This window comes from Paenibacillus sp. J31R109, from assembly GCF_059692055.1.
In genome coordinates, this window is sequence record NZ_JCAUAR010000002.1 from 920,994 (window position 1) to 946,669 (window position 25,676).

The window sequence follows — 25,676 nt, forward strand, 5'->3', positions numbered from 1 at the left end:
CTCACTTTTAAAAAAAGGAGGCTGCCCATCACGCGTTTCTGCATGCAGCCTCCTCCATTTCGCTATCTGCGAGTTCCCCGCAGTTCCATAATATCTTGCTCTTTGCTTATCAGCTCTAGCTGCAGACGTTTAACCTCTGCCTCAAGTTTGCTAATTTCCTCTGGCTTCACAGGAGCAATTGGCTGATCCGCAGCCTTAACCTTTTGCACACCTGAAGACGTTGCTTGCTCACTTTCTGCGTACCCTAGATCGAACAAGATCGGCAGCTCCGACTTCACTGAGTGAATCACGATCTGTGCGGGTTCTAGCCCATAACTTGATGCGGTCACACGGATTTCACCCGCTTCCGTCGTCGCGCGAATAAAGGCTGTAGCAACACCGAATTGCGTCTTCATTGGGTTTGCGCCAGGCGTATCACCACTAATAATTTCACCGCAGCCTTCTACTTCAAATTGAATATACTCGCTGTTTAATACCTTAGTTACACCTTTATTGTCAATCAGCACGGCACGCACAGCTACAAAATCCGAACCATCTGCTTGCAAATCAATCCCTTGATCGTCCAACTCCAACCGGATTCCCGTCAGACGCTCGGCGTAAGATTTGATTTGGCGGCACACAACTTGACCATTAATAAGTCCCTCAGCGACCATTTCGATTTCTTTTGTCCGATTTCGCCATTTCGAGGAAATTTCGTGATAATCAAACACGTTGCGGAAAATGACTGGGGGATGCGGAACTTGATCGTAACCTTGCTCCGGCTTTTGCATACCGATTACTTGACCTAGCCAGGTCAGACGGACTTCCTCACAGTTGGTGAACAGGACAACATCGCTGCCTGACACTTGGGAAATTTCATGGGTAATATACACCATTGGACCTGTAGAGATACCGTTCAACTTGAAATTCGCATCGTACTGACTTTTGAACAAAAAGTAGGAATAGCGTGGAAGACGGTATACATCCAGCACTCCGCCTAAGAACGGGTCCGGATGATACCCCCTCTGATGATCGATACCACACCATACGGTTGCTCCAATGCGTTTGGGAGGTGTACCATAAATCTCATTTAAGTCCCTAGCTCTCACCATCGCTTGGTTCAGCATAGCTTGCTCGCCCCACTCGCGTTTTACACGCGTCATGGCATTCTGCGAGTAGAAATTGTCAACTTCTCCACCGTCGCCATATTCACGTGTAAGGGAGCACTTCTCATCTTCCATGCTGCCATGGTAATAAAAATCAAATCCAGCTAATTTCGCATGATCCACGTCTGCACAAGTAAACGCACCTGGGTATGGGAACTCTTCATGTACAACGCGATGCATCTCTTGAAGCATGGAGATCGGTTGGTCATCCGTTTCGTTCAATGCGGTTTCCCAAAGCAGAACAGCAGGACGGTTGCGATCACGACGAACCATGTCACGCGTATCTTCGATTACACGTTGTTCAAAAATCGCATCCACATGATTATGGAATTGCCATCCTGGATTCGCAACGGTTACCAGCAGCCCCAACTCGTCACAAGCATCCATAAAGGATGGTGCCAGCGGGTAATGAGCCGCTCGCACAACGTTGGATCCGCCTTCCCTAAGCAGAACGGCATCGCGCCATTGCCCTGAATTTGGCAGTGCATTCCCCACATAGGCGTAATCCTGGTGCCGGTTTACTCCGCTTAGTTTGTATCCGATGTATTGTTTATTAACGAAGAATCCTTCGTCGCCACGCATTTCAAACAAACGAATCCCAAATCGGGTTCTAAAGCTGTCGACAACGCGACCGTCCGCAACAACTTCCGTTCGAATAAAGTGAAGATAAGGATCATTCGGCTCCCAGAGATGAACATCATTGGCCAGTAACTGCTGAGTAAATTGACGAGCTTCCCCTGGCTGCAACTCAGCTGCTTCCTCTTGAATGAGCAACTCTGCCCCTTCCATGGTCTCGAGCACCGTGCGAAGCGTAAACGTATGAAGGCGATCGCTTTCATTCAACACTTCCGTACGCACTTCAATATTGGCATTCTTGTCTACGACATCTTGAACCCCAACGAAAACGCCTCCGCCAGCTGTCGTCTGACTAAGCAAACTATGTGTCACATGCAACGACTCTGTTTCAATTAAATAAACGTTGCGATAAATACCGCCAAGATAGCTAAAATCTAGGTGAGCCTGTTCTTTGCCTGGCGCATATGTCGGATCATTCGCATTATCAGCACGCACTGCGATTAAATTATCACGCCCATCAAGATGAATAAGTTCTGTGATATCCGCTGCAAACGGTAAGTATCCGCCAAAATGCTGTGCAATACGTTTGCCGTTCAGCCAGACTTCCGATTTCCCCATAACCGCTTCAAAGTAGACCACAACGCGCTTGTTCTTCATCGACTCAGGAAGAGTAAAACGCTTTCGATACCACGCTGCCCCCTGATAGTTTCGCATTCCGCTAGCATTTTCTCCAGTAATTTCTAACCCATGCGGGAGCGCTGCCGCTTCCCACTCACGATCATCATAGTACTCATATTGCGCGCCTTGACTATCACCTTTCGTAAATCGCCAACCTGGGTTAAAATTAAATACCTGTCTTGGACTTCCCTCAATTCCGTAAAAATCAGCTGTAGAATAGTGCGGATTTCGTTTCTCGTTGCCCATGTTTCAATCTCTCCCATCGTGTAAGCGCTTAAAATAGTGGTACATTTTGATACCTTCATTTTATATAATTTTAGTTAAAAAATCAATATAATTTTAGATTAAAATGTATTAAATAAACTAAATTAAATCTTACTCCAGGATGCCGTCTCATGCTCATTAGAGAGACTCTCTTTCTACATAACGCGTCGGTAAAATGAATCGAACAGGGAAGTCTCTCTCCTCATTTAAACGGGAGATCGATGCCTGAACAGCTACAACCCCGATCTCATAGGTCGGCACGCCGATCGTTGTTAGGCCAGGTGACACATAGCCTGCCATTTCATTGTTGTCAAAGCCCAGTATCTTCACCTGATCAGGTACAAGGACCCCCTTTTCCTTAAACGTTGTCATGGAACCGATCGCGATCAAGTCGCTTGCTGCAAAGAAAGCTTCAGGAAGGCGCTCTGTCCGCTCCAGAAATTCTGCCATGGCCGCTTTAGCAGAAGAGACCTCCCAGCCTTCATGTTCTATGACAAAGGAAGGATCGATAGGCTTCCCAAGAATTTTATGGGCATCGATGAACGCTTCGTACCTTGAACTAAACAACGGCCCTATATATCCCATCTGTTCGAACCTATTCACAAACTTCGTCTTGAGCCATTTCAGTGTCTCCGGATAGAAGTCAACCCCTACATAATCTACGTGTTCAGGCAGAAAGCTTGGTTCAATACCCACTACCGTCACTCGGAAATTTTTACTCTTCAGCATGTTGAGATACGCTTCATCTGTCCCTGCGATCCAAATGACAGCATGCACTCCTGCCTCTTCAAACCGCTCACAGAGCTCAGCAGGTTTATAGAGATCCAAGTTCAGGCAGCTGAATGTTATTGATGAGCCTCGATTAATCGCCTCCGACTCTATCCCCTTAATGATGTGATAGCCATAGGAGCCTTGGGCAGCATATGACGATTGCCCCAATACATAACCCAATTTATATGCGCGTTGGGGGTCTGCCTCTTTACTTACCTTGGCTCTTTTATTCTTCACTTTATAATTCATGCTTTCGACCAATGACCAAATTAATCTCTGCGTGTCTTCACTACAGATGGTGGTATCATTAAAATTCACAACTCGGGAAACTGTCGTCACCGACAAATTCGTCTTCGCAGCGATATCTTTCAGCGTAACCATGGCAGCCTCCTTTTTCGACATGTCAAACCTCGAAATTAATTTTCTATATTTTAATAAAATATAAAAAACGACTGCTATCCGCTAAAACCGGACAGCAGCCACTTATGCTATTATTCCAGTCCAAGTTCCTTACGCAGCTTCAATGTGACTTCATTAAAATGTTGAGTTTGATCAAAGAACGGTTTATTCAGATCAGCACCTTCTTTGAATGCTTTTTGAACATCATCGCTCCACCATTGGACGTATTCTTCTTTCCCAACAATCGAACCAACAGGTTCCGCTCTCATCTCCACACCGATCGTTGCAAGAATGTTCGTACCTTTCCAAATCGGCGTCTCTACCAAGGCTTGCTTCATTTCTTGATCTTCAGTCAGCGGGAAATCGCCGTTCTGCATCATGAGCTTCTGCGCTTCTGCCGTGTGCATAAAGGACAAGAATTTCACGGCTTCTGCTGGATGCTTAGATGCACTCAATACACCTATCCCCGTCCCTACGTTATAACCAATTTGTTTCTCTTTTCCTTTTGGTAAAGGCAGCACATCCCAGTTAAACTTCGCTTTTTCCCTACGGTTTTTACCTTCCCAAACCCCGTGAATTTCAAACGCCGTCTTTCCTTTCAACCAACCGTCGTCCGAACCCACTTTCGTAAGTTCTTCCCATGTCCCGATAGAGTGGTCGACACGCTGCAGATCAGCAATCCATTCAATGTCGCTTCTTCCAGCCGGCGTATTCAACAAACTTTGCTTCCAATCCTTATCCATAAAGTACAAATTAGGTGTCGTGCCATTAGCTACCGGAAGTACGCCTGCCGTAATAATGGAGTTAAAATGTCCGTAAGCAATACCGTATTCCCCAGCTTTCGGATCCGTTATTTTCTTCGCGATGTCACGGTACTGATCCCATGTCCAATCATTCTTTGGCATCTCAATTCCTTTTTTAGCAAGCAAATCTTTATTTACGAACATAATGATTGGATTCTCTGCTCTCGGCAGCGCGACTTGCTTGTTTTTGAATTGCAGCGCTTTCAAAGAATCCGCTGGTATTTTGGCTTTGCTCAGCACTGGATCGGATTTCATATAAGGCGCTAGATCGAGCAACAATTCACCTTTGCCCCAAGGGAGAACATCTTGGACCCAAGTGATATCGCCTGGTGTACCAGCTGCCTGCAGCGCTGCCGCTTTTTCCATGATATCCCCTAGACCACCCTTACCTTCCGGTGTTTGCTCCACTTGGATCTTAATGTTCGGGTTTTGTTGTTGAAACAGGTCCAGATATTTCTTCTCAGTATCCGAAAGTCCAGAGCCTCGAATATATTTCAATGTAACAGGTTCTGCCTTGGCCGTTGCCTTCGGCGCATCTGTAGCACCTGGCTGTGTAGAACTCGCAGCCGGCTCATTCGAGCTTGAACATCCACTTAGCATAATCGAAGACATCATGAGTGCGGAAAACAGCATAACCGGTAATTTTCTTTTCATGTGAACCCTCCATTTGTTTGTTATCAACCATCTTGGATGTTCAAACTAAGAAGTATCTCTTCCATTATCATATATAATTATAGTTTAAAATACAATACATTTTTAATTTAATTTTTATTATTTTAGTTTAATTTATTTTTAGTCGATCAGCCCTGTCCGCTCAATACCTTCTACAAACCATCTTTGCGCAATCATATAGAGGAGCAATGGTGGAAACACAATGAGAAAGGCCCCCGCCATCTTCGTTCCTTCGGTTACTGGATTGTTCATTTGTGCTTCAGGAACGGGATTTGGACCGAATATCACTGTCTCCAGAGATCCTAAACGCAGGGATAGCGGCGTAAATTCCGTGGATAGGAAAAATGATGTCATGTAAAATTCATTCCAGTACCAGACAAATGAAAAGAGGAACACCACCAAGCATGCCGGCAGCGACAACGGGAAAATAATGCGAAAAAACAAGCGGAATACGGACGCACCGTCAATCATAGCCGCCTCTTCCAACGCTTTCGGCAGTGAATTGAAAAACTGACGAAAAATAATAATAAACAATGCGCTTTTCAATCCTTGCCCAAACAGTGCCGGAACCAAGAAAACAAATGGCGTATTTAACCAACCTAATTTACTAAAAATAACGTAAAGCGGAATGATGATAATTTGCGGCGGAATGAGAAAGGTCAAAAAGACGAGTCCAAAGATCAGTTTCTTTCCCGGAAATGTAAGACGAGCCAGTGCATAGCCAGTCATTCCGCAAATCAACACCTGGATGAGTGATCCAAACAGAGCAATAGTGGACGTGTTCAGAACCGCTTCCGGGTATTTCAGTCCTTTGAATGCCCGTTCCAGATTACTCCAATCCAGCGTACGTGGAATCCATTGGACCGTTGGGTCCAATAAATCCCCTAGACTTTTGAGCATGGTAGTCACCATATAGAAAAAAGGCTGCAAGTACAAAAACGCTACGATAGACAGTAAGTAATAAATGACTATTTTGGCCAACCAGCCATCATTCGTGTTTTGTCCGAGAATCAACAGCTTCATTTTCTGAGCCTTTTTCCCTTCCACGAACGATTGAACGGATTGGGCTATTTCTCTGAGTGGAGTATCCGCCTTCATGCTCTAACCCTCCTTGACTGATTGGCGCTGTTCAGAAACCACAAGATCAATGCAATGACAATCATGATCAGCAAGAAATAGAACCAGGCTAACGCACTAGCATATCCGTACCCTGTCGACATATTGAACATATGTTTACGGATTTGCTCCATAACGGGATTCAATGGGAATGTAAACAGGTCTACCGTCGTATAGAGTAGATTCAGTGCAATGAAGGGTACGATACTCGGCAGTGTAATCTTCCAGAAGCTTTCCCATGGTGATGCCCCATCGATTCGCACAGCCTCATAGATCGAGCGTGAAACCGTTTGGAAACCGGCAATAAAGATGAGGATCTGCACGCCAGACGACCACAGAATAATGATCATCATGCCCAGAAAGCTAATGATCGGATCCGCCAAGGCTTTGCTGAAATTTTCAGTTACAAAGGTATCAATGCCATATTGTGAAATAAACGGTACATCACCGGCTCCCTGTTTGAACAACTCTGTCAAAACCTGCCCTGTGGAGAAAATAACGGGAAGGAAGAAAATAGCCCGGAAAAGGAATCGGCCCGGAAAATTTTGATTCAACAGAATGGCTACCAACAGGGAAAATATAATGATGACAGGTAAGATGACGATCATTTGCTGGAAGAAGGCAATAATCTGCACACTGTATTCGTTATCCTTGAACAGCGTGTCCTTGAAATTTTGCAAGCCAACCCATTGATATTTGAACCCACTGCCGGTTAAGCTCACTTTATTGAAGCATAGGTACAATGACCACCCGATCGGAAACGCCATAAAGACACTGAAACCGATGATCCAGGGGAGCATGAAGAGATAACCTACACCATATTCTTTCCACCTAAAGTGGAATCTGGCTCTCTTTTTACTGCGAGGGGAGATCTCTCTTTTCTCTGTTGTTTTCACGTTGTCTTGGATCACTGTACTCACCAACTCCCCCCCTTTTCCACTCGAAACGACAGACTGTTGTAGTCCACAATCACACTTGTGCCATTCCCATATTGCGTTTCGAACACACCATCACTTACCTGCCGATGATTCGTAATCGGTTGATCATAAATTTCGGCTAGCCGATTAAAATCGTTATATTCCTTCAGTAGTTTATCTTTCCACGAGGCATAGCGGGAGCTGTATACGCCCCAAGAATAGGTTTCCAGCAACGCACGCGTCGACTCGTATGTCAGCACAAATGAAGGAACCGCGCCGTATTCGACAGCTCTCAGGAACTCCTCTTGGTCATTATCTCGAATATTTCCCGCTCCCATCGAATAAGAGATATTGCCATGTAATACGATTGGCGCGAAAGGCACCCTTTCACTAATGTCATAGAAATGATTAATATCATTCGGCAAATTCTGAATATGCTTCGCATGCTGCAACGCATAGGCATTGCCTAAACTTATCCCGTTCATCCCCAGCTCACGGTTTGAATAATCCAACATGTGCTGGTACACATAGGCCGAATCCTCCCGCTGATAGTTATGCGATGGATTATAGTCTCTAAAAAGCAGATTGCCTATATCAGAGAACTGGATACCATCGATGCCGAAGCCCTTCAATTTGTCGCCGATGCTCCTCGTCAAGTTATACGAAACATTTGGCGTAAACCAAAACCAATCTTTATCCATCATGACATTGCCTTCAATGGAGCGTATACCGAATGATTTGGGGGAATGGTTAACAAATTCGGTACTCGCTTCGACAACATCTGTTTTGAAGAGCACTTTATAGCCGTTGCTATGGGATGAATCGACGAAGGCTTGCAAGTCTTTGTCACCACCTAATTTTCCTTCCAGTGAAAAAAGTCTAGATGGACTTAGGCTGCCTTTTTCCTGCCACTGTTCATACGTAATATGCATGGCTTCAACGCCGCTTTTCTTCAAGTCTTCCTCAATATACTGCGCTTGTTTGAAGGTAGTCGCTGGCGTATATCCCGAGTTTCCGTTCCAGTCCGAATCCCCTCCTATTAAGGTGAGATCCAGCGGTACATGCGGAGTAGGCGCTAGTTTATTCGTGATCCGATTCGTATCGAGCATATACGTTCGGTACGTCTTTGCCATGCCGACATAATCGGCCTGATCCCCGCGTAAAAAATGATAATCCACGACCCGGTCCTGTGCCGCCATCTCATCTTGGAATACGCGCACAGACTTTCCACCGAGACTTAACCGTCGATCATATTCCTCACGATACACAAACTTCGTGCTTACGGAGTTCATATTACTGATAATGCCTGGCCGATACGCTTTGATGGACGCCGTATACTCGCCTTTCTCAATGATCGCCAGAAATGCGTTATTTCCTTGCTTCATCCCAAAAACCGGCATTGAGACCGGACTCATATTGGTTTCAGGAAAGTTGCCTGTGGTAAGCTCCGCACCATAAACCGGCTGCTCATAGCCTTTCCCAACCAGTTCCTGCTCTTGAGGAAAGCGAATTAACCCACCAGGGCCATCCGGGATGAACATATACCCTGCTTTCGAATCCGCTCCGGCCGCTCCAAAAAAAGGCAACGATTCTATGGAAATCAGTTTGAACTTGTTCTTCTCCGAAATACTTTGTACCGGAATGGACACTTTCACCCCATCATCCGTTAAGTCAAATTCCATCCGAAAACCAATTTCAATATCCTTGAAGGTGTAATCGGCTGCAAATCCTTGATTGGTTTGGGAGTAGGTAATCACGGCATTCGGATCTTTCGCGTTTTTAATCTTGCGCTGAATCGCGGACGTTTCGAAATATTCCATTATAAACGGAGATTCCAAATTAGTTCGCAGCGTTCCACCTACTTTTTCCCTGTCTAAGAGCTCCTGCTTCGCAAAAGCTGTCCATTCAAAGCCGGTCGAAAGATCTTTGACAGCTAGATTACCGGATTTTACATGTAGCTTTAAGGCATATCGTTGGTTTTGCTTCACGACTGTCCAGCCATTCAGGTCCGTCGCTGATGTGTTCAGAGCAGCACCTTGCGTGATCGGCATCCTTATGGTCTCACGTGGTGAGAAATCAACGGTTCCCGTAAGGGAAGCCGAAGAGGCGATCGTATATCCTCCTACACCAAGGATCACAAGCACAGCACCGGCTGCGATCCCTATTTTTCGGTTTTTCCAGATCGGTTTAACCAAGGAAAGCAACCTCCTTATACAGCTGATAGATAAAGTCCCACAGATTGAAGGTTAGTCCGATACCGACCGCAATGAACACCCAAATAATCCCAATCGTAAATACTGTCGTTACCGAATTGCGAATGTTCTCGATAAACTCAAAATTGTGCGTGACTTGCGTCTTAACAATAAACAACGTGCCGATCCATAGCCACATGATCGTTGTCAGCATCGTAATCAATATCTTCTCTTCAAGTACCAGAATGTTCGATAGAATCAGAATTGGAATCGAGAAAAGTATGTAAGGAACCATGGCGAATATGGCGCCCTGCAGCACTTCCCGAAAACGACCTTCGCCATCTTTAATCGTACTGATCAAATAGTTGGCAACGACCCATGTGATGACAGGCGCAGCCAAGAATATCATCTCCTGTCCCCAAGCAATCGCCTTCAGATTGGTTGGGAAAAAGCTAAAACCTGTCCAGTAAATCGTAGCCAATTTCGTAAGGAACAACAGAAGAGTAAGCGTTCCAAGGCTCCAGAACGAGATTTTCCTGCCTTTCAAACGATAAAAACCTTCATACGGATGAAACATGGTATACACGCAATCTCGTAATTCATCTGCGATGTGCCGGAAGAAACGCGGAGCGCGCTGCAACAACACACCCAGCCATCGTTTTAGCACATACCGGTACAAGAGCCACAGCGCAAGCAACCCTGCCAACGTTCGGATCAGATCTTGGTCGATCCAGTGCATCCGATACGTCCAGAAAGCTTCCGAGTAACCGTCAGCATCGTACGTAATTCGAAAGTTAGTCATCGCATCTTCGATACGGCCTTCTTTAATTGCTACCTCGCCCAGACCGCTGTACGTTAAGCTAATCAACTCGTTCTGTTCGAGAACCTTCTGCCAATTCTCTTTGCTCCTCTCAAAATCCCCGATGTAATAATCATAAGCGGCACTTAAGAACGTTTGGCCAAAAGGGGTCCGCTCATACACTTGAATCATGTTTAATGTTTTATCCAGCACCCAGAGCTCATTCCGAGAATTGACGCCAATACTTACCGGGTAAGCCAATATCCCCTTCTGTTCCGGTGCCTTAAACGTTTTACCAAACCGAAACATTTCCGTACCGCCAGGGCTATGAATCGAAATCATACCCAATCCTCGTGTCTCTCTGCTAGCCAACCTTTGATCCAGAACAAACATAAACTGCTTGCTGTCCATCGCAACATCCACAATTTGATCAGAATCATTGAATTTGACGGTTTTTAAATTCTGAAACCGATCCGTTCCACCTGCACTTAATTGCTTAATTTGGCTGGAGGTTACTCCCTTCGTATCCGTGTAAATGAACCCTTCGCTGCCTAAGGTGACATTGCTTACCTCCAGCGGGCGAATTGCCGTTTCTTTCTCTAATTGATCTTTCGTGAAAAGGAGTCTTTTCAAGCGATCCATCACAGAAGCCGTGGATTTATTCCCACCGAAGAATCCTTCAAACTCGCCTGTTTTTCCAATTCGCACCATGCCTTGATAAGCACCTTTAGACACGACATAGAGAACATCTCTGGCGTCTACGACAATTTTGACAGGTACAAAATAGAAATCCTTAGGGAGATAAGGAGAATTCGGCTTCTTCATCTCCTTGATAAAAGCACCCTTGCTGTCATAGACGACAACGCGCTGATTGCCTGTGTCGGCAACATAAATGGTGCCGTTACTTGTGACAAATACACCCTCAGGTGCCCGTAATTGTCCCGGCCCTTTCTCCTTGCCAATCTCTCTCACATATTTGCCATGTGCATCTAATTGCACAACACGTTGATTGCCCGTATCGGCGACAAACACCTCATCCGAGCTTGTTATAAACAAGTCAGAAGGACTATTGAACGCCGTTGGTCCCATGCCAACAATGGTATCGCCGGTCGTATAGACATCCTGCATCCACGATATGTAATTGCCATCTGATGTTTGATTCACATAAAAGGTATCGTATGGCTGCGAAGCGCGGGCGGATGCCGGAAAAAGAAGCATGAAAACCAGCGCAATCCAAACGATGTTTTTGCTTGTAAGCATACAAGACCCTCTTTCCATCATAGCTTCGTGCTCCTCCGCCCTGCCGTCACTTCACGCCGGAGTGCAGCATCGTCTCCATAATTCGTTTTTGGAAAGCTAGAAACACAAACAGGTTAGGTAAAAACATGAGTAATCCCGCTGCTGCCGCCATCCCTTGCCCGGCAATCGTATTGCCGCCAGCTGCTGCTGTCGTTAACGTCGTAATATAGTACGGCAACGTCTTCATCGTTTCATCCTGCATAAACAGCGTAGAAGCTTGCGTATCTCCCCATACCCCTTGAATGGTGATGATGGAGATCGTCGCAACAGCTGGAAATGAGAGAGGAACGACCATTTTGAAGAAAATTCGCAGTTCAGAAGCGCCGTCGATTTTGGCTGCCTCGAGCAATTCATTCGGAATTTGATCAATAAATTGCTTCATCAGAAATACCGCAACCGGCGATGCCACAAATGGGAGAATGTGCCCCAAATACGTGTTGTTAATGTTCAGCCAACTGATCATTAAATAACGCGGGATTGCCACGGTTTCCGGCGCATACATCAGCGCTAACATGATGACCCCCATAATAATCGCTTTGAACATGAACTTATGCTTGGAAAGCACATAAGCGGCCATGCAGCTCGAGACGATAACCGCAGCTAGCGTGAAAATGACAACAATCATACTGTTAAATAAATAGCGAGTAAACGGTACGGCCCCTGTTGATGTACGTTGAAACAATTCATAAAAATTCGACAGTGTCGGCTGTTTGACGATAAAGGTAGGCGGAAAAGCGAATAACTCACTAAATGGTTTAAACGCATGATTCACGATGAAAACGATCGGAAGGGAAAGGAAAGCCGCAGTCAGCAGCAAGATAATTAACAGCACGAGCTCTGACCAAGTCATTCTTCGAAATTGCTGAACGAGTGTCGCCACCCCTATTCACCTTCCTTATGGCCAAACAGCCGATAACTGAGTTTCATCGCAAAATACGAAATGATAAGAAGCACAAAGGACACCATCGAGGCATAGCCTAGCTCGTAGCGGAGAAAGGCATAATCATCGATGTGATTGAGAATCAGATGTCCAGAATATTGTGGGGAGATCTGCGCTCCCGACAATTGTGTCGAAATGGCCCCGGCTTTCAATGTCCCAACAATCGCCATAACGGAGCTAAATAGCATCTGCGGTTTCATGGAAGGAACGGTGATGTAGTAGACTTCCTGCAGACGATTGGAAATACCGTCGATGCGTCCTGCTTCATACAATTCTTTGTTCACCGTATCAAAGCCCGCTAGCATGGCTAGGAAGCCAACACCAAAGCTCATCCAGATCGTCACGATAATCATAATATTTAAGAAGTACGTTGGTGTCTGCAGCCAGAGAATGGGAGATTGAATAAACCCTAAATTCAGCAGGAAGTTGTTCAAATATCCCACATAATCTCCGCTGAAAGCAGCCTGCCAAACTACTGTGAGTGCTACACCTCCTACCATGGATGGTGCATAAAAAGCGAGCGAAACAATATCGCGAATGCTCTTCGGCATCTGGTAAATCAACCAAGCCACAAAAAAAGTGAGCAGATAACCAATCGGCCCTACGAAAAAAGCAAATTTAATCGTATTGGGCAGCGCATACTTCATAAAAATCTGATCTTGTGTCAGTAAGGATATAAAATTGCTAAAGCCAATAAATTTAGGCGATTGAAAAGCATCATAAGAAGTGAAGCTCATAAACATCGCCATAAACACAGGTACTAAAATAAAGAAAGTGAAGCAGATTAAGAACGGTGCCAAAAATAGATAGGACAGCCTCTGCTGATACAAAGTTGACACCAGCTTGTGGATCGAGAACACAGACAATCTGGATTGTACCGTACGTTTTGTCGTCATCACATTAGGTTTCATTAGCGAACGGCCCCCCAATCATAAGGCTGGTTAAACGTCTCCACATTCAAATTATCGGTAGGCAAAATGCCTAGATTTTTCTGCTTTCGCACCATTTCTTTCTCAAGAGATACTGCCCCTTTGTCGAGCGAATCCTTTGGCGGCAGCTTGTTGACAACAACTCGGTTCCAAGCAAATTCCATCTCGCGAGACAGAAAATAACCACCTGGGATATTCGGCACATTTTTCACCCAACGATTCTGCTCTTCAATGACAGCCAAATCTTCCGATGGCCACGGCATCGAAGCGAGCGCCTGCATATTCGCTGTATTCCAGCGATAGGCAATTCCATAGTACGACTCTATCTCACTACCGTATTGAAGCTGTACCGCATCTGATGTCCACCATTTGAGGAACTCCCATGCTTTATCTTTCTTATCACTTTTATCTAACATCATGGCAGACGACATCGTATTCTGCGACCATCTGGCAATATCACCATTTGCTTGCTTGACGCCTGGTATTGGTGCAATACCCCAGTCTCCAACAACTTCTGGTGCAGAGGACAGCAGTTGAAGATACGTATTATAATCCGAAACCCCGATTGGCATATCCCCTAGTTTAAAATGGTTAAAAAACGATGGGACATCTTTCGGAAGGTCGAATTTATTAAATAGATCTGTCCATAACTTAAAGGCTTCATAGCCCTCTTCCGTTTCGAATGCCGCTTTCAAACCATCCTTCGAGTAAAACTCTGCCCCATACATATAGAAGAACGGTACATAGTCCTTGTTCGGATAAAAGAAAGACAAACCTTTCTCTTGCAGCGTTGGAAGTATTTTTCTAACCTCATCCCACGTTTGGGGAACTTCGATGTCCAGCGCTTTCATAACGCTCTTACGATAAAATAATAAATGAAATACCTGTGTTTCCGGAAGCGCGTACACGCCATGGTTATAGTTCATGTTTCGCATGGCTCCAGGATTAAATCGTGCAGCTACTTCCTCATAATCGCTGAACGTCTTCAAGTCCGCAGAAGCTCCTCGCATGGCAAAATCAACAGGGGTGTCCTGCGCTACGCCAAGCGCAAGATCTGGTTGATCCCCAGCTGCATTACTAAGTGTAAGTGCATTAGGATCAGGCATGAGATTGACGTTCACTTTGATGCCCGTAGCAGGTGTGAAATCCTGATTAATCATCTCCTGCAGCAGCCCTGCATAATCTCGGTTACGGCCAATCCAAATCTCAAGCCCGTCTTTCTTGTTTTCTTCTCTTGTGTCGTACTTTTGATAGAAGGTACGAAGAAAGTTGCCCGCCGAATACGCCATTTGAGAAACCATATTGGATTCCTTCAACCCCGTATTGGCCTCTGGCGCACGTAAAACCAAGTAATCAAGTGTAAGGCTTTGATCATTATAAGTGTCCAACCACGTGCTAAGCCGCGTCTTCAAATCCGGGAACACTTTCAGTTTATTTGGGATTTTGTCCACATCTTCCATCAAGTCTTCCACCATCGCAGCAGCCATTCGAATCGTGTTCGTAGCTGTTGTAGCGCTTTGGTTGAGTCCGTTGAGGTAATCGGTAATGAGATGTAAACGGTCCAAAATGGACTGAAGTCGCTCACTCACATCAAGCATATAGCTTTCTAAATCCCAAGTTCGATAGGTATCTCCAGCATTTGCCCCGTAATCGCCAGTTACTTTGCGCAACTCCTGCTCAAGTGTGTTGACGTCGCTAATTGTAGAGGTTAGAGACAAGAAAGCTTGATCAACCAAGGAAGCGTCCGCAATCATCCTAATCTCATGCTTGCCCTTCTCCAAGAAGAACTGATAGGGTGTTCCTTGCCCATCCTGAAGCGTATAAATTTCCAGCCTATCATTATAAGGAAACGTGTAGTGCAGCATCTCCTGAAAAGGGACAGCTCCATCAATCATTAGCGTGCGATATACATTTGTTTTTCCATGAAAGCGTTGATAATATTTGGTATCTAATTCATACCAACCTGTTTCGGGGACATCGATTTGCCACGCAATCCATTCACCCGGTTTTTTCCATTTATCACCATCTATAACGTTATAGATAATCCGTCCTCTCGGGTCAGGCGACACTTGCGATTCATTGCGCGTGCCGGTTTGAATGGACGTATGTGATTTGTAACTTAGCTGCTCCGCTTCAAACTTCATAAACCAGTGTGGATCACTATGTGTTTCAGGCTTATCCTTCACATAATCCTTGTAACTTACAATTTGGTTAGGAGCGACCAAGCTGATTGATTTCCAAAACATGGGCTCGTTGACGGCCTGAAAACGAATCGTATGCTTACCTGCTTTTAAATGAAAAGCGATAGGTTGAGAGGATACATTGTAATCCGTATATCGCATCGTCTTCCATTCCTTTACTTGCGCTTGCCGGGAACGAATCTCATTACCCAGCACATCCTTCGTATAAGGGAACGTAAGATCGCGCCACTGCTTTAGAAACTCCACGGACTTCGCTTCAGCAAACGGCAACTTCCCATCAATTTGTAAACCATAATAAATGGAGCTGGAACTCTCACTCTCCGGTTTGTAAGCGATCTCCAGATTATACAGCCCATCTTGAGGTACTCCAATCTCCCATTCGACCGCACCTGCTCCGTTCTGCCAGTGAAGAACGTCTTCGCCAGATGCTGAATCCTTCACTATGTCCGTTTTGGCCCCATCCTTCGTTGCCAAAACGCGGGCCGAAGGAACCGTTACCGGTTGGCCGGTATACCCTTTTACACTTGCAGCCGCATATTGACGCTGAAGTTCCAAATAGTAAGGAATTCCCTCGGCATTCGCAGCCGGAAGACGCACACTTTCAGCTGATACGACTGGATACGTGCCCTGACCTAGATGAGATCTAATCGCATAAAAACCAACGATGATCGCAAGTATCGTGGTATATATTATCGCTTTCCGATATTTCATCATTCTGCCTCCGTTCCATCTAGCAGCAGATAGAGTTTCCTGATTTTTCATCAAAGAAATGTGCCTTATTCATGTTCAGCGCGATTTCGAGCGATTCGTTAGCCGCATAACTCTCCCGGGCTTCGACGACGCGTGAGATCAGTTGATCTTCGCCAATTTTCAAATAGAGAAACGTGTCAGCACCCATCATCTCTAGGATCTCCATTAAAGCGCTTACTTTCCAGTCCTGAGCTTCACTTACTGCTTGCTGATCGCTGATTACGTGCTCTGGCCGTATCCCAAGGACAATTTCTCGCAAATTGCAGGTCGTCTTCCTGAAAAAAGGATAATAAGATTCCGGGATCCGCAAGTTCAAACGTTTATTCATAAAATAAAACTTTCCTGAGCTCTCGCTAATGGATCCTTTGATAAAGTTCATCGCTGGTGACCCGATAAAGCTAGCCACAAATAGATTGGTTGGATTGCTGTAAACCTCGGACGGTGTATCCACCTGTTGAATGACGCCATCCTTCATGACGACAATACGCGTCCCCATGGTTAACGCTTCCGTCTGATCGTGTGTGACGTACACGGTAGTCGTCTGCAGCGCTTGATGCATTTTGATTAACTCGGCTCTCGTCTGAGTTCTGAGCTTCGCATCAAGATTGGAAAGTGGTTCATCCATTAGGAATACCGCAGGTTCCCTGACAATCGCTCTTCCTAAAGCGACGCGCTGCTTCTGCCCTCCGGAGAGTTGGTTCGGTTTTTTATCCAAATGATTCGAAATTTCAAGAATGCGTGCTGCTTTTTTGACTCGCAGTTCAACCTCATGCTTAGCAACCTTGCGCAGCTTGAGCCCGAGAGCCATGTTTTCGTAGACCGATAGATTCGGGTATAATGCATAATTTTGGAACACCATCGCAATATCTCGGTCTTTGGGCGAAACGTAATTGACGAATCGACTTCCAATGTAAATTTCCCCTTCAGATACTTCTTCTAATCCAGACAGCATGCGCAGCGTTGTCGTTTTGCCGCAACCCGAAGGTCCAACTAATACCAAAAACTCACCATCTGCAACTTCAAGATGGAAATTATTCACGGAAGGCTTTTTTTCAGACTTATAGTACTTACACACATGATTAAAAGAAATACTAGCCAATGTACTCACCTTCGTCCCTTCTCGATCGCTGGTTAGTTAGCATTCACTAACATCTTAGACGACTCCATGTCAGATTTCAATCTTTTTTTACTATTTTTTTACTATAATTAACGATTCTGAAGGACATGTATTATTATCAATAATGACATTTTTACAGTTGTTTAAAATCACTTCAAACGCCATTCCCCGTGGAGACGGGTATTGCTCAGAACGGTTGACAACATTATTTCGGATGACGGCGCCGTTTATACTTCGCCCCTTCACTAGGTAGGGATGAAACGCAATAAATGTATTGTCTTCAATGATAATGTTGGCGTGATAACACTCCCCTTGGATATCCGGCTTCTGTATCTCCGGATCAATGTCGATCGCCGCACTCCCCCATTGCGGGAAGCACGTATTACAATCTTGGAAAACATTATTTCGTATCGTAATATCTTGAACCGCACCGGATTCGAACCAATAGTTAGCATCTCCGGAAATTTTGATTGCCGCACCAGGAGTGGAAATCGTATTCCCTTCGATCCAAACTTTCCCCGAGGTCGTAATCAGAAATCCCCTAGCTCGGTTGCCCCTCGCTATACAATTCCGAATGCGCAAGTCAGCTGCCCAGGTCACATTCTCCACGGCGCTATGCAAATCAATCGTGCCCGGCAGCTTGCGATCAAACGTCACGAGATAAAACTCCGGGTTCAAGCAGCGAACACTCTTCACAAGTGCTTCCAAATGAGGCAACAAGCTTTGCTTCTGGATAAATCGCACCCGCTCGCCCGGAAGGAATACTTCCGCACCTTTTTGCTGATTATGATTCAATCTGAGCAACAGCGTATCCTCGGCGATGCGTTTGTAGAACGTCATATAAATGCCATGCACATTACAGGGATCGTCCATTTGATTCTCAAACAGGCAACCTTCAATGTCGATCATACCGCGGCAATATACAAAATGTGTCGCATCCGCCGAAGTAGTGAATAAACGGTTGGTGCCTTCTCTGAGCTTCACATTAAACGACTGCAAGCGGATGTTCTCGCTTCTTTGCCCAATAACACCCATACCGATGGTATGGTGCATATCAATGGCAATGAGCTGCGTATCCGTACTGTTGTTGATAAAAAATCCAGGGCAGTCACGTTCTCCGCATTGAAAAATCAATTCGCTCCCCACTTTCGGGAGATGGTCACCTGCCTCCGTGAAGCGTACGACACCAGGTGAAACTTCCTTCACGCGTAACTTTGTATAGTTCCCATAGTTCAGGTAATCACCTGATTGAAATACGGGTGATTTTGTAAGCGGATCCATTTCTATAATGCCTTTGCAAGGTTCTTGCCAACCTTCACCTTTAAATACGAGTTCCTGATCAACAATGTCGTACGGATAGCCCGATGGGATTTCTACATCAAAGGACTGTTTGGAGACACCAATAACTTGCCCTTGTGATAATATGGGACGCTCCCAATCGATGGTAAGGTTCTTCACCGTCATTTCCTGACAGTCATCGAGCACAAAGGGCAGTGTTAAGCCGTGAAAAATAAATTCGGAACCTTGGCCGTCAATCGTCAATCCTTTCATGCCAATCAAAGGAAAAGCAATCCGCCGATTCTTGTTTTGATCGTGATTCGGAATGAAATACTGGCGCTCTACCGCATACTCCGGCCAGAAATGGTACGTCCCTTTAGGAAACACAAGGGTTGGGCGTTCTAGTTCTTTACATCTTTCAATTGCGGCATATACTGCTAGGGTAGCGTCTGCCCCCTGGTCGGGCTCTACACCAAAGTCTTTCATATTTACAATGGACAATACCAACTCTCCATTTCCTATGATTTACTTAAATTTTAGTTTATTATAGTAAATTAGTCAACGATTAATTTGGTTTAAAAATGGATTCACTCTAAATTCAATTACACTATAATTTAAATCAAAAAAAAGTCTGTCTCAGGATCAACCTGAAACAGACTTTTTTTTACATAGATGATAACTATAGCGTTTGTCTTTCCACAAACCGTGTTGGCAAAATATAGCGAACCGGGAAGCCGCGGTCTTCTTTTAACCGGGAGATCGCGGCTTGCACAGCCATAACCCCAATTTCAAAGGTCGGGACACCGATGGTCGTTAGTCCAGGCGTCAAATACGCCGCCATTTCATTATTGTCAAAGCCAAGAATTTTCACTTGCTCGGGTACTTTAATTCCATGATCTCTAAAAGCGTTCATCGCACCAATTGCGATGATATCACTCGCCGCAAAGAAAGCCTCAGGCAATGGATTATTTCCTTGCAAATAAGCCGACATTGCGGTTTTCGCGGCACCAGCATCCCATTCATCATGGGCAACGATGAAGGCTGGATCCACCTTTTTATCCAAAATTTTATTCGCATCCACGAAAGCTTCATACCTAGAACTATACGTAGGCCCAATGTACCCCACCCGCTCAAACTGGTTAACGAATTTGGTTTTGAGCCATTTGAGTGTCTCCGGATAAAAGTCGACTCCTACATAATCTACGTGCTCCGGTATATAGCTCGGTTCAATGCCTGCCACGGTCACCTGTATATGTTTACTTTTGAGCATACTGAGATATTCTTCTTCCGTTCCTGCCACCCAAACAACCGCTTGCACACCCGACTCCAGCAGACGATCACACAACTCCTCAGGCTTGTACAAATCCAAATTTAAGCAATTGAAGGAAATCGATGATCCACTTTTTACCGTTTCGGACTCGATCCCCTTAATAATGTGATATCCGTAGGAACCTTGCGCCGCATAGGACGACTGTCCAAGAACGTATGCCAACTTATAACCAGCCTGCGTCTCGCCATCTTTACTCGGCTTCGGTTTTTTATTTTTTACTTTATAATTCATACTTTCAACTAAAGACCAAATTAATTTCTGCGATTCCTCACTGCAAATACTTGTATCGTTAAAATTCACGACACGGGAAACCGTTGTGACCGATAAATTCGTCTTTTCAGCAATATCTTTCAGTGTTACCATAGCAGCCTCCTCTATTCGACATCCGTGCATGGTATCATCCGACCTGTATATCGAATTCCTTTATTCATTAATTTAAACGTTTAAACATGAAATAAAGCGATTACATCATGAAATAACATGCATGCCTATACAGTCAGTATACTAGATCACAAACAAAAAAGCAGTAAGAAACGCGAATTCTTAACTGCTTTTTTACTTTATTATGCTACTTTGGTTTTATTATTTACTATAAATAGCTATTTTATCATGAATGGTTAACTCGCAAACTGCGCTTTTTACTTCTAATCGATAAGCCGCTGCAAATCAACAGGACTAAGCAAGCCAGCGTATACGGATAATTGACATCCAAGTCTAACAGAAATCCAGCAGCAATAGGCCCAGCTATATTACCAAGACTCGTAAAAGCGGAATTCAAACCGGCAACATAGCCTTGTTGATCCTCAGCCACCATAGATAATTGGGTACTAATGGCAGGCCGTAAGATATCGATCGCCAAAAATACAATAAAGGTAACAGCAAAAATCATCCAAAATTGGTGAACAAAAAGCGTCAGCATGATAAACAAACCTGCAAAGAAAAGACAAAGCGTAATGACGCGCTGCTCCCCAACCCGTTTCAACAGCCAGCTGAATGCCGTAACTTGAACGACAGCGCCAGCTATAGACCCGAACGTAATAATAAAAGCGATATCCTTAGGCTGAAAACCAAATTTTTGATCCACAAACAGTCCATAGATCGTTTCATAATTAGCAAGTCCGAAGGACATAACAAAAACGATAATTAAGCTAAAGAAATAGGGCTCTCTGTAGGCATATCTCAATTGAGAGAACAGACCTCTTCGTTCAACTGTACTAGAAGGTGTATCGGATATGTTCTCTTGCGTCGGACGCGACTCCCGAAGGATAAACATTGTGATACATGCCGCGAAAAGCCCCGCGGCTCCTGCAGCGTAAAAGGGGACACGAATCCCAAATTCAGCAATATAGCCGCCTATACCAGGTCCAATAATAAAGCCCGTTGTAATGGAGGCTGTGATATATCCCATCCCTGCCGCACGTTCTTTCGGTGTCGTAATATCTGCTGCGTAAGCCATTACGGCCGGCATTATCATGGCTGCACTGATGCCGCCTAGCATTCTCGATACAAAAAGCAATAGAGGCGAACTGGCTAATCCAAACAATCCTTCCGAGACAGCAAATACAAGCATGCCGATGACAATCATTTTTTTCCTGCCGAAGGAATCGGCTAGACGGCCGGCTAGCGGTGAACAAAGAAGCTGCGTCAGTGAGAAAGAAGCAATCAGTAAGCCGATAATACCTCCTGTAATACCTAGACTATCCATGAATTTAGGCATAATAGGAATAACAAGTCCGATACCAGAAAAGACTAAAAAAAGATTAAACATGAGTATCAATAATGCTCCCTGATGTCTTGTCAATAATGTCATTTTGTAAATCCTCCTATAATCGAATAATACTGAACATATATTCAGTATTATGGCAAAAAAAAGGCTAGTGGATCCGTCTGGAAATTCCCAACAGAAACACATCCATAGCCAAGCGATATGCCGCTAGCGCTTCTTCTCGTTCCATCCTTCGGCTATGTTGACTGAGCCCAAGCAACAGACTGTCCAAGATAATCGCGAGACCGGACACATTCGCACTTTCAAATTCATTGTTATCGATCCCCTTCTGAAGCAACTGCCGATTAAAGTCAATGTACCCTTTAACCATGAGATTTATTCGCTCCTCCACATCGGGGGCTTTCTCCGCATTATTGAAAAACTCATCAGCAGCCCTCGTCAACGGATGATTTAGTTGATCAAGCGCCAAATATTCAACCATGCCATATAATTTATCGGTTGTCGTCGTGTACAGTTGTTCCTTGACCAACCAATTACGGTCCCATTCCCTGTTCCAATCCTCAAGTAAATATAAAAATAGCCCTTCCTTATTCTTAAAATGATAATAAATGTTGCCTGCACTGCACCCGACTGCTTTTACAATGTCTTCAATCGCGGTTGCTTTGTACCCTTTTTGAGCAAATAAACCTCTGGCCGCATCAGCAATTTTCTTCTTCGTTTGCTCGGTTTGTTGTTGCTTTTTATTCACACATGCTTCACCACTTTCTAGCTATCCGATCTGTAAAAGGAGAACCGAATTAATACTGAACATTTATTCAGTATTATAGGTGATTATTGAAATCTTTGCAAATCATAAGATGTTGAGTCCAGCTGATACAGATTTGATCCTATCTAAAGTAATGATTTCGCTATCCCCTTCACTCAATTCTTCTCCCCTTCCCCGAGATTAGATGATCAAATAGCTTAATATCAATTACAGATATATTTCTGCTAACCTCAGACATTGTCCGCACCTCTTGTTCATCGTAATCTAGAAGAGAGAAAGAACAGTACGTATCAGAAGGAGTGCGCCTCTATGAATCAAACATTCACGCCACCATTAACACCGCTTACACAAGAACAAATTGATTTCTTTAAAGATTCCGGTTACTTTCTGTTCAAAAAAGGAATGAGTGACGATCTAGTCGATGCCTTTAACGGACACATTTACGACATTCGCCACCAAGAATCCGTTCCCCAATGGGCCGACTGTGAAGAAAGCAAAAAATTCTCGCTTCGCTTATTCAATCCGCATAAACACGATAGTTTTTCTCGTCAATTAATGAAACATACCATCGTTCGCGGCGCATTAGCTCAACTAATGGGCAAGGAAGCTGTATGCGTGCAAAGTATGTACTTTTATAAAGAACCCGGTTCGCCAGGTCAAGCCTCACATCAGGACTACTATTATATTAAAAACGATCCCATGACCATGATTGCTGCATGGACGGCCATGGAAGAAAGCGTAGACCAAGAGAATGGCTGCTTATGGGTGATGCCTGGGACGCATAAACTAGGATTGCTGCCGCATGGCGCCGTCAAAAATCTAGAAGAACACGAACATTGGACTGAAGAAACCGAGGGTATTGATACAAGCAAACAGATTCCGGTTGTCATGGAAAAAGGGGATATTTTATTTTTCAGCGAGCTGCTTATTCATTCCTCCACGAAAAATCGCAGTAAAGACCGCTGGCGTCGTTCTTATGTTTGCCACTATATTCGTGAGGATTCCAACATCCTATTCCGTGAGGACCTACGTCAGAAATTCCCATTGTACTAAAAGGAGAAGCAACGATGATGAATTTACGTTTGGATATGCAGCAATCTTGGTGGGCCATGGGCGGACTAGGAACAAAGGGTACAGATTGGTCGATGGAAGAACGATTCGAAAAAATCGCTGAAGCCGGTTATACAAGTATTTGCGGATGGATCCCTGCCAAAGAAGACATGGACACTTGGCACCGGCTTCTCGATAAATACAAGCTTGGCTTTAGCGCTTTAGCCTTTCCACGCACCGTAAAAGATATCCACGATTCACTGGATGCTGCAGCCGTCTTTGGGAGGGTTTCCTATATCAACGCGCAAGTGATGGACGCTTTCGTCATCGATCAGGAAGCAGTTCGATTGATTGAGGGGATTTTGACTGCTTCTACTGAAAGAAATATTGCTGTATATATTGAAACACACCGTGGGACCGTAACTCAGGATTTGATCCGTACGCTTGGATATTGCCAGTCCATTCCCTATCTGCCGCTGACGATTGATCTATCCCACTATGTTGTTGCAGGTGAAATGAACGGCACTTCTGATAGCGCCGAGGCCGCATTCGATCGCCTGCTCAAGCAAACAGCCTGTATTCATGCCAGAGTTTCAGATGGTGAGAAAATACAAATCGATGTTGGAGCTGAAGCAAATCACCCCATGCTTAGCCATTTCAAGAGATGGTGGCGAAAAGCCATGTTGAACTGGCTAGCTAACGCCCGTCCCGGATCTGCTTTACCGTTCGTAACCGAGCTGGGACCTCCTGGAAACTATGCAATGACATATAGGAATTCTTTGGGGCAAGAGTTGGAAGCCTCCGATCGCTGGCAGCAAGCTCTTTTATTCAAATCCATTGCAGAAACATTATGGAGTGAAGTCACGCGTGAAGTTTCCGCTGCGAATAAATAGAATAACGGCCATAGGACTTTGCCTGTGGCCGTTATTCGTTCATCCTACTATTGCATCTGAATCGTAGTCATGCGACCGAACTCTTCTAATGTAATGGAGCCGACAACTTGGCTATCCCCCCGGCAGAAGCTTTGTAAATTGTCTACAACAAATTCCCCCATGGATTGTTTGTACTTTCTAGCGAATCCACCGATATGAGGCACACAGATGACATGATCTAAAGCATGCAACGCATGGTCCGCTGGCACGGGTTCTTTATGAAATACATCCAGTGCAGCGAAGAAACGTCCGGATTGGAGCTCGTCCATAAGCGCCTCTTCATCTACAATTTTAGCTCGAGCTGTATTGACGAACAGGGCGCCATCCTGTATGAGTGCAAGTTCTCTTTTACCGATAGAACCAATGGTTGAAGGTGTCAACGTACTGTGCAGCGAGATAATTTGGCTTGTTTGCAATAGCTCGTCCAAAGAGCACAACTCTACGCCGAGCGATTTTGCCTGTTCTTCGGTACAGTAACGTGAAGCAAGTTTAATGTGGACTGGAAAGCCGCTCAACATTGAAATGACATTCTTTGAAATTTCACCTAAGCCGATGAGCCCAATTACCTGATTAGCTAAACCCATTACCGTATCTTTGCTGTTGTTCCCCCACTGTCCCCGTTTCAGCCTCGCATTATAGCCATGCAAATCCCAGGCACCCGCCATGATTAAAGCAAGCGCTGCTTCTGCTGTAGATTTCGCTAAAACGGGATTTGCCGATGCGACTGTAATACCCTTATGAAAGACGCTGTCGTCAACAATCGACGTCGGGGAGCCTGCAACATGACCAATAAAGGTCAATTTTTCAGCATGCGCTAGTACCTCTTGTGTAAAAAAAGGTGTACCCCACGATGTAAGTACCGCATCATACTCACCAATGATTCGTGACAAGCCTTCGGAGCTCCATGTCTCCCCCGTCTCTTCAAACCAGACTGTCTCTGAGAAAGATTGTAACTTCTCAACAACATGCTTCGGGAAAAAAAGTTCCTTCAAGTGCGGGTCGGTAATTGCAAGTAATGTTTTCATG

General features: G+C 44.8%; 18 protein-coding genes. 2 read left to right on the top strand and 16 right to left on the bottom strand.

Going from position 1 to position 25,676, the window contains the following annotated elements; genetic code table 11:
* Positions 1-62: 62 nt before the first annotated feature.
* From AC58QT_RS09750 to AC58QT_RS09820, 15 genes are all read right to left on the bottom strand, one after another.
* Positions 63-2,645, bottom strand: a complete 2,583-nt coding sequence (locus tag AC58QT_RS09750) for a glycoside hydrolase family 2 protein (RefSeq protein WP_497408745.1) — start codon at positions 2,643-2,645, stop codon at positions 63-65.
* Between the two features lie 156 nt (positions 2,646-2,801).
* A complete protein-coding gene (locus AC58QT_RS09755; RefSeq protein WP_497408746.1) occupies positions 2,802-3,815 on the bottom strand; it encodes a LacI family DNA-binding transcriptional regulator in 1,014 nt (337 codons plus the stop codon).
* Positions 3,816-3,925: 110 nt separating this feature from the next.
* A complete protein-coding gene (locus tag AC58QT_RS09760) occupies positions 3,926-5,290 on the bottom strand; it encodes an ABC transporter substrate-binding protein (RefSeq protein WP_497408747.1) in 1,365 nt (454 codons plus the stop codon).
* A 138-nt stretch (positions 5,291-5,428) separates the two neighbouring features.
* Positions 5,429-6,406: a carbohydrate ABC transporter permease gene (locus tag AC58QT_RS09765; RefSeq protein WP_497408748.1), complete on the bottom strand. Its 978-nt coding sequence runs from the start codon at positions 6,404-6,406 to the stop codon at positions 5,429-5,431.
* Positions 6,403-7,344 (bottom strand): carbohydrate ABC transporter permease, encoded by a 942-nt coding sequence (locus AC58QT_RS09770; protein WP_497408749.1) that lies wholly within the window; start codon positions 7,342-7,344, stop codon positions 6,403-6,405. The genes AC58QT_RS09765 and AC58QT_RS09770 overlap by 4 nt, the downstream gene beginning before the upstream one ends.
* Complete coding sequence (locus tag AC58QT_RS09775; RefSeq protein WP_497408750.1) at positions 7,341-9,536, bottom strand: DUF5696 domain-containing protein; 2,196 nt, start codon at positions 9,534-9,536, stop codon at positions 7,341-7,343. The genes AC58QT_RS09770 and AC58QT_RS09775 overlap by 4 nt, the downstream gene beginning before the upstream one ends.
* On the bottom strand, positions 9,529-11,592 hold the full coding sequence (locus tag AC58QT_RS09780; RefSeq protein ID WP_497408751.1) for a YIP1 family protein: 2,064 nt from the start codon (positions 11,590-11,592) through the stop codon (positions 9,529-9,531). The genes AC58QT_RS09775 and AC58QT_RS09780 overlap by 8 nt, the downstream gene beginning before the upstream one ends.
* Before the next feature lie 46 nt (positions 11,593-11,638).
* Positions 11,639-12,511: a carbohydrate ABC transporter permease gene (locus AC58QT_RS09785; protein ID WP_497408752.1), complete on the bottom strand. Its 873-nt coding sequence runs from the start codon at positions 12,509-12,511 to the stop codon at positions 11,639-11,641.
* Positions 12,512-12,513: 2 nt separating this feature from the next.
* Positions 12,514-13,482 (bottom strand): carbohydrate ABC transporter permease, encoded by a 969-nt coding sequence (locus tag AC58QT_RS09790; protein ID WP_497408753.1) that lies wholly within the window; start codon positions 13,480-13,482, stop codon positions 12,514-12,516.
* Entirely contained in the window at positions 13,482-16,412 is a 2,931-nt protein-coding gene (locus AC58QT_RS09795; protein WP_497408754.1) for an extracellular solute-binding protein, read from the bottom strand. The genes AC58QT_RS09790 and AC58QT_RS09795 overlap by 1 nt, the downstream gene beginning before the upstream one ends.
* 19 nt (positions 16,413-16,431) lie before the next feature.
* The gene (locus AC58QT_RS09800; protein WP_497408869.1) at positions 16,432-17,550 is read right to left on the bottom strand and encodes an ABC transporter ATP-binding protein; all 1,119 of its coding nucleotides are present in this window, start codon (positions 17,548-17,550) and stop codon (positions 16,432-16,434) included.
* Between the two features lie 90 nt (positions 17,551-17,640).
* Positions 17,641-19,347: a right-handed parallel beta-helix repeat-containing protein gene (locus AC58QT_RS09805; protein ID WP_497408755.1), complete on the bottom strand. Its 1,707-nt coding sequence runs from the start codon at positions 19,345-19,347 to the stop codon at positions 17,641-17,643.
* Positions 19,348-19,525: 178 nt separating this feature from the next.
* On the bottom strand, positions 19,526-20,539 hold the full coding sequence (locus tag AC58QT_RS09810) for a LacI family DNA-binding transcriptional regulator (protein WP_497408756.1): 1,014 nt from the start codon (positions 20,537-20,539) through the stop codon (positions 19,526-19,528).
* 244 nt (positions 20,540-20,783) lie between these two features.
* Positions 20,784-21,986, bottom strand: coding sequence for an MFS transporter (locus tag AC58QT_RS09815; RefSeq protein ID WP_497408757.1), 1,203 nt, complete (start codon positions 21,984-21,986; stop codon positions 20,784-20,786).
* 64 nt (positions 21,987-22,050) lie between these two features.
* Positions 22,051-22,650 carry a TetR/AcrR family transcriptional regulator gene (locus tag AC58QT_RS09820; RefSeq protein WP_497408758.1) on the bottom strand — a complete coding sequence of 200 codons (600 nt, stop codon included), beginning with the start codon at positions 22,648-22,650 and terminating at the stop codon, positions 22,051-22,053.
* A gap of 327 nt (positions 22,651-22,977) precedes the next feature.
* Between AC58QT_RS09820 and AC58QT_RS09825 the strand changes: the two genes are divergently transcribed.
* Together AC58QT_RS09825 and AC58QT_RS09830 are read left to right on the top strand one after the other, a co-directional pair.
* A complete protein-coding gene (locus tag AC58QT_RS09825; protein WP_497408759.1) occupies positions 22,978-23,721 on the top strand; it encodes a phytanoyl-CoA dioxygenase family protein in 744 nt (247 codons plus the stop codon).
* 14 nt (positions 23,722-23,735) lie between these two features.
* Entirely contained in the window at positions 23,736-24,611 is an 876-nt protein-coding gene (locus AC58QT_RS09830; protein ID WP_497408760.1) for a sugar phosphate isomerase/epimerase family protein, read from the top strand.
* A gap of 47 nt (positions 24,612-24,658) precedes the next feature.
* Here AC58QT_RS09830 and AC58QT_RS09835 read toward each other — a convergent pair whose 3' ends face one another.
* Entirely contained in the window at positions 24,659-25,675 is a 1,017-nt protein-coding gene (locus AC58QT_RS09835; protein ID WP_497408761.1) for a hydroxyacid dehydrogenase, read from the bottom strand.
* Between the last annotated feature and the right edge of the window lies 1 nt (position 25,676).

Coding starts and splice junctions, on each gene's coding strand:
- AC58QT_RS09750 (WP_497408745.1), bottom strand. CDS start 2,645: ATGGGCAACGAGAAACGAAATCCGCACTATTCTACAGCTGATTTTTAC.
- AC58QT_RS09755 (WP_497408746.1), bottom strand. CDS start 3,815: ATGGTTACGCTGAAAGATATCGCTGCGAAGACGAATTTGTCGGTGACG.
- AC58QT_RS09760 (WP_497408747.1), bottom strand. CDS start 5,290: ATGAAAAGAAAATTACCGGTTATGCTGTTTTCCGCACTCATGATGTCT.
- AC58QT_RS09765 (WP_497408748.1), bottom strand. CDS start 6,406: ATGAAGGCGGATACTCCACTCAGAGAAATAGCCCAATCCGTTCAATCG.
- AC58QT_RS09780 (WP_497408751.1), bottom strand. CDS start 11,592: ATGCTTACAAGCAAAAACATCGTTTGGATTGCGCTGGTTTTCATGCTT.
- AC58QT_RS09790 (WP_497408753.1), bottom strand. CDS start 13,482: ATGAAACCTAATGTGATGACGACAAAACGTACGGTACAATCCAGATTG.
- AC58QT_RS09795 (WP_497408754.1), bottom strand. CDS start 16,412: ATGAAATATCGGAAAGCGATAATATATACCACGATACTTGCGATCATC.
- AC58QT_RS09810 (WP_497408756.1), bottom strand. CDS start 20,539: ATGGTAACACTGAAAGATATTGCTGAAAAGACGAATTTATCGGTCACA.
- AC58QT_RS09815 (WP_497408757.1), bottom strand. CDS start 21,986: ATGACATTATTGACAAGACATCAGGGAGCATTATTGATACTCATGTTT.
- AC58QT_RS09825 (WP_497408759.1), top strand. CDS start 22,978: ATGAATCAAACATTCACGCCACCATTAACACCGCTTACACAAGAACAA.
- AC58QT_RS09830 (WP_497408760.1), top strand. CDS start 23,736: ATGATGAATTTACGTTTGGATATGCAGCAATCTTGGTGGGCCATGGGC.
- AC58QT_RS09835 (WP_497408761.1), bottom strand. CDS start 25,675: ATGAAAACATTACTTGCAATTACCGACCCGCACTTGAAGGAACTTTTT.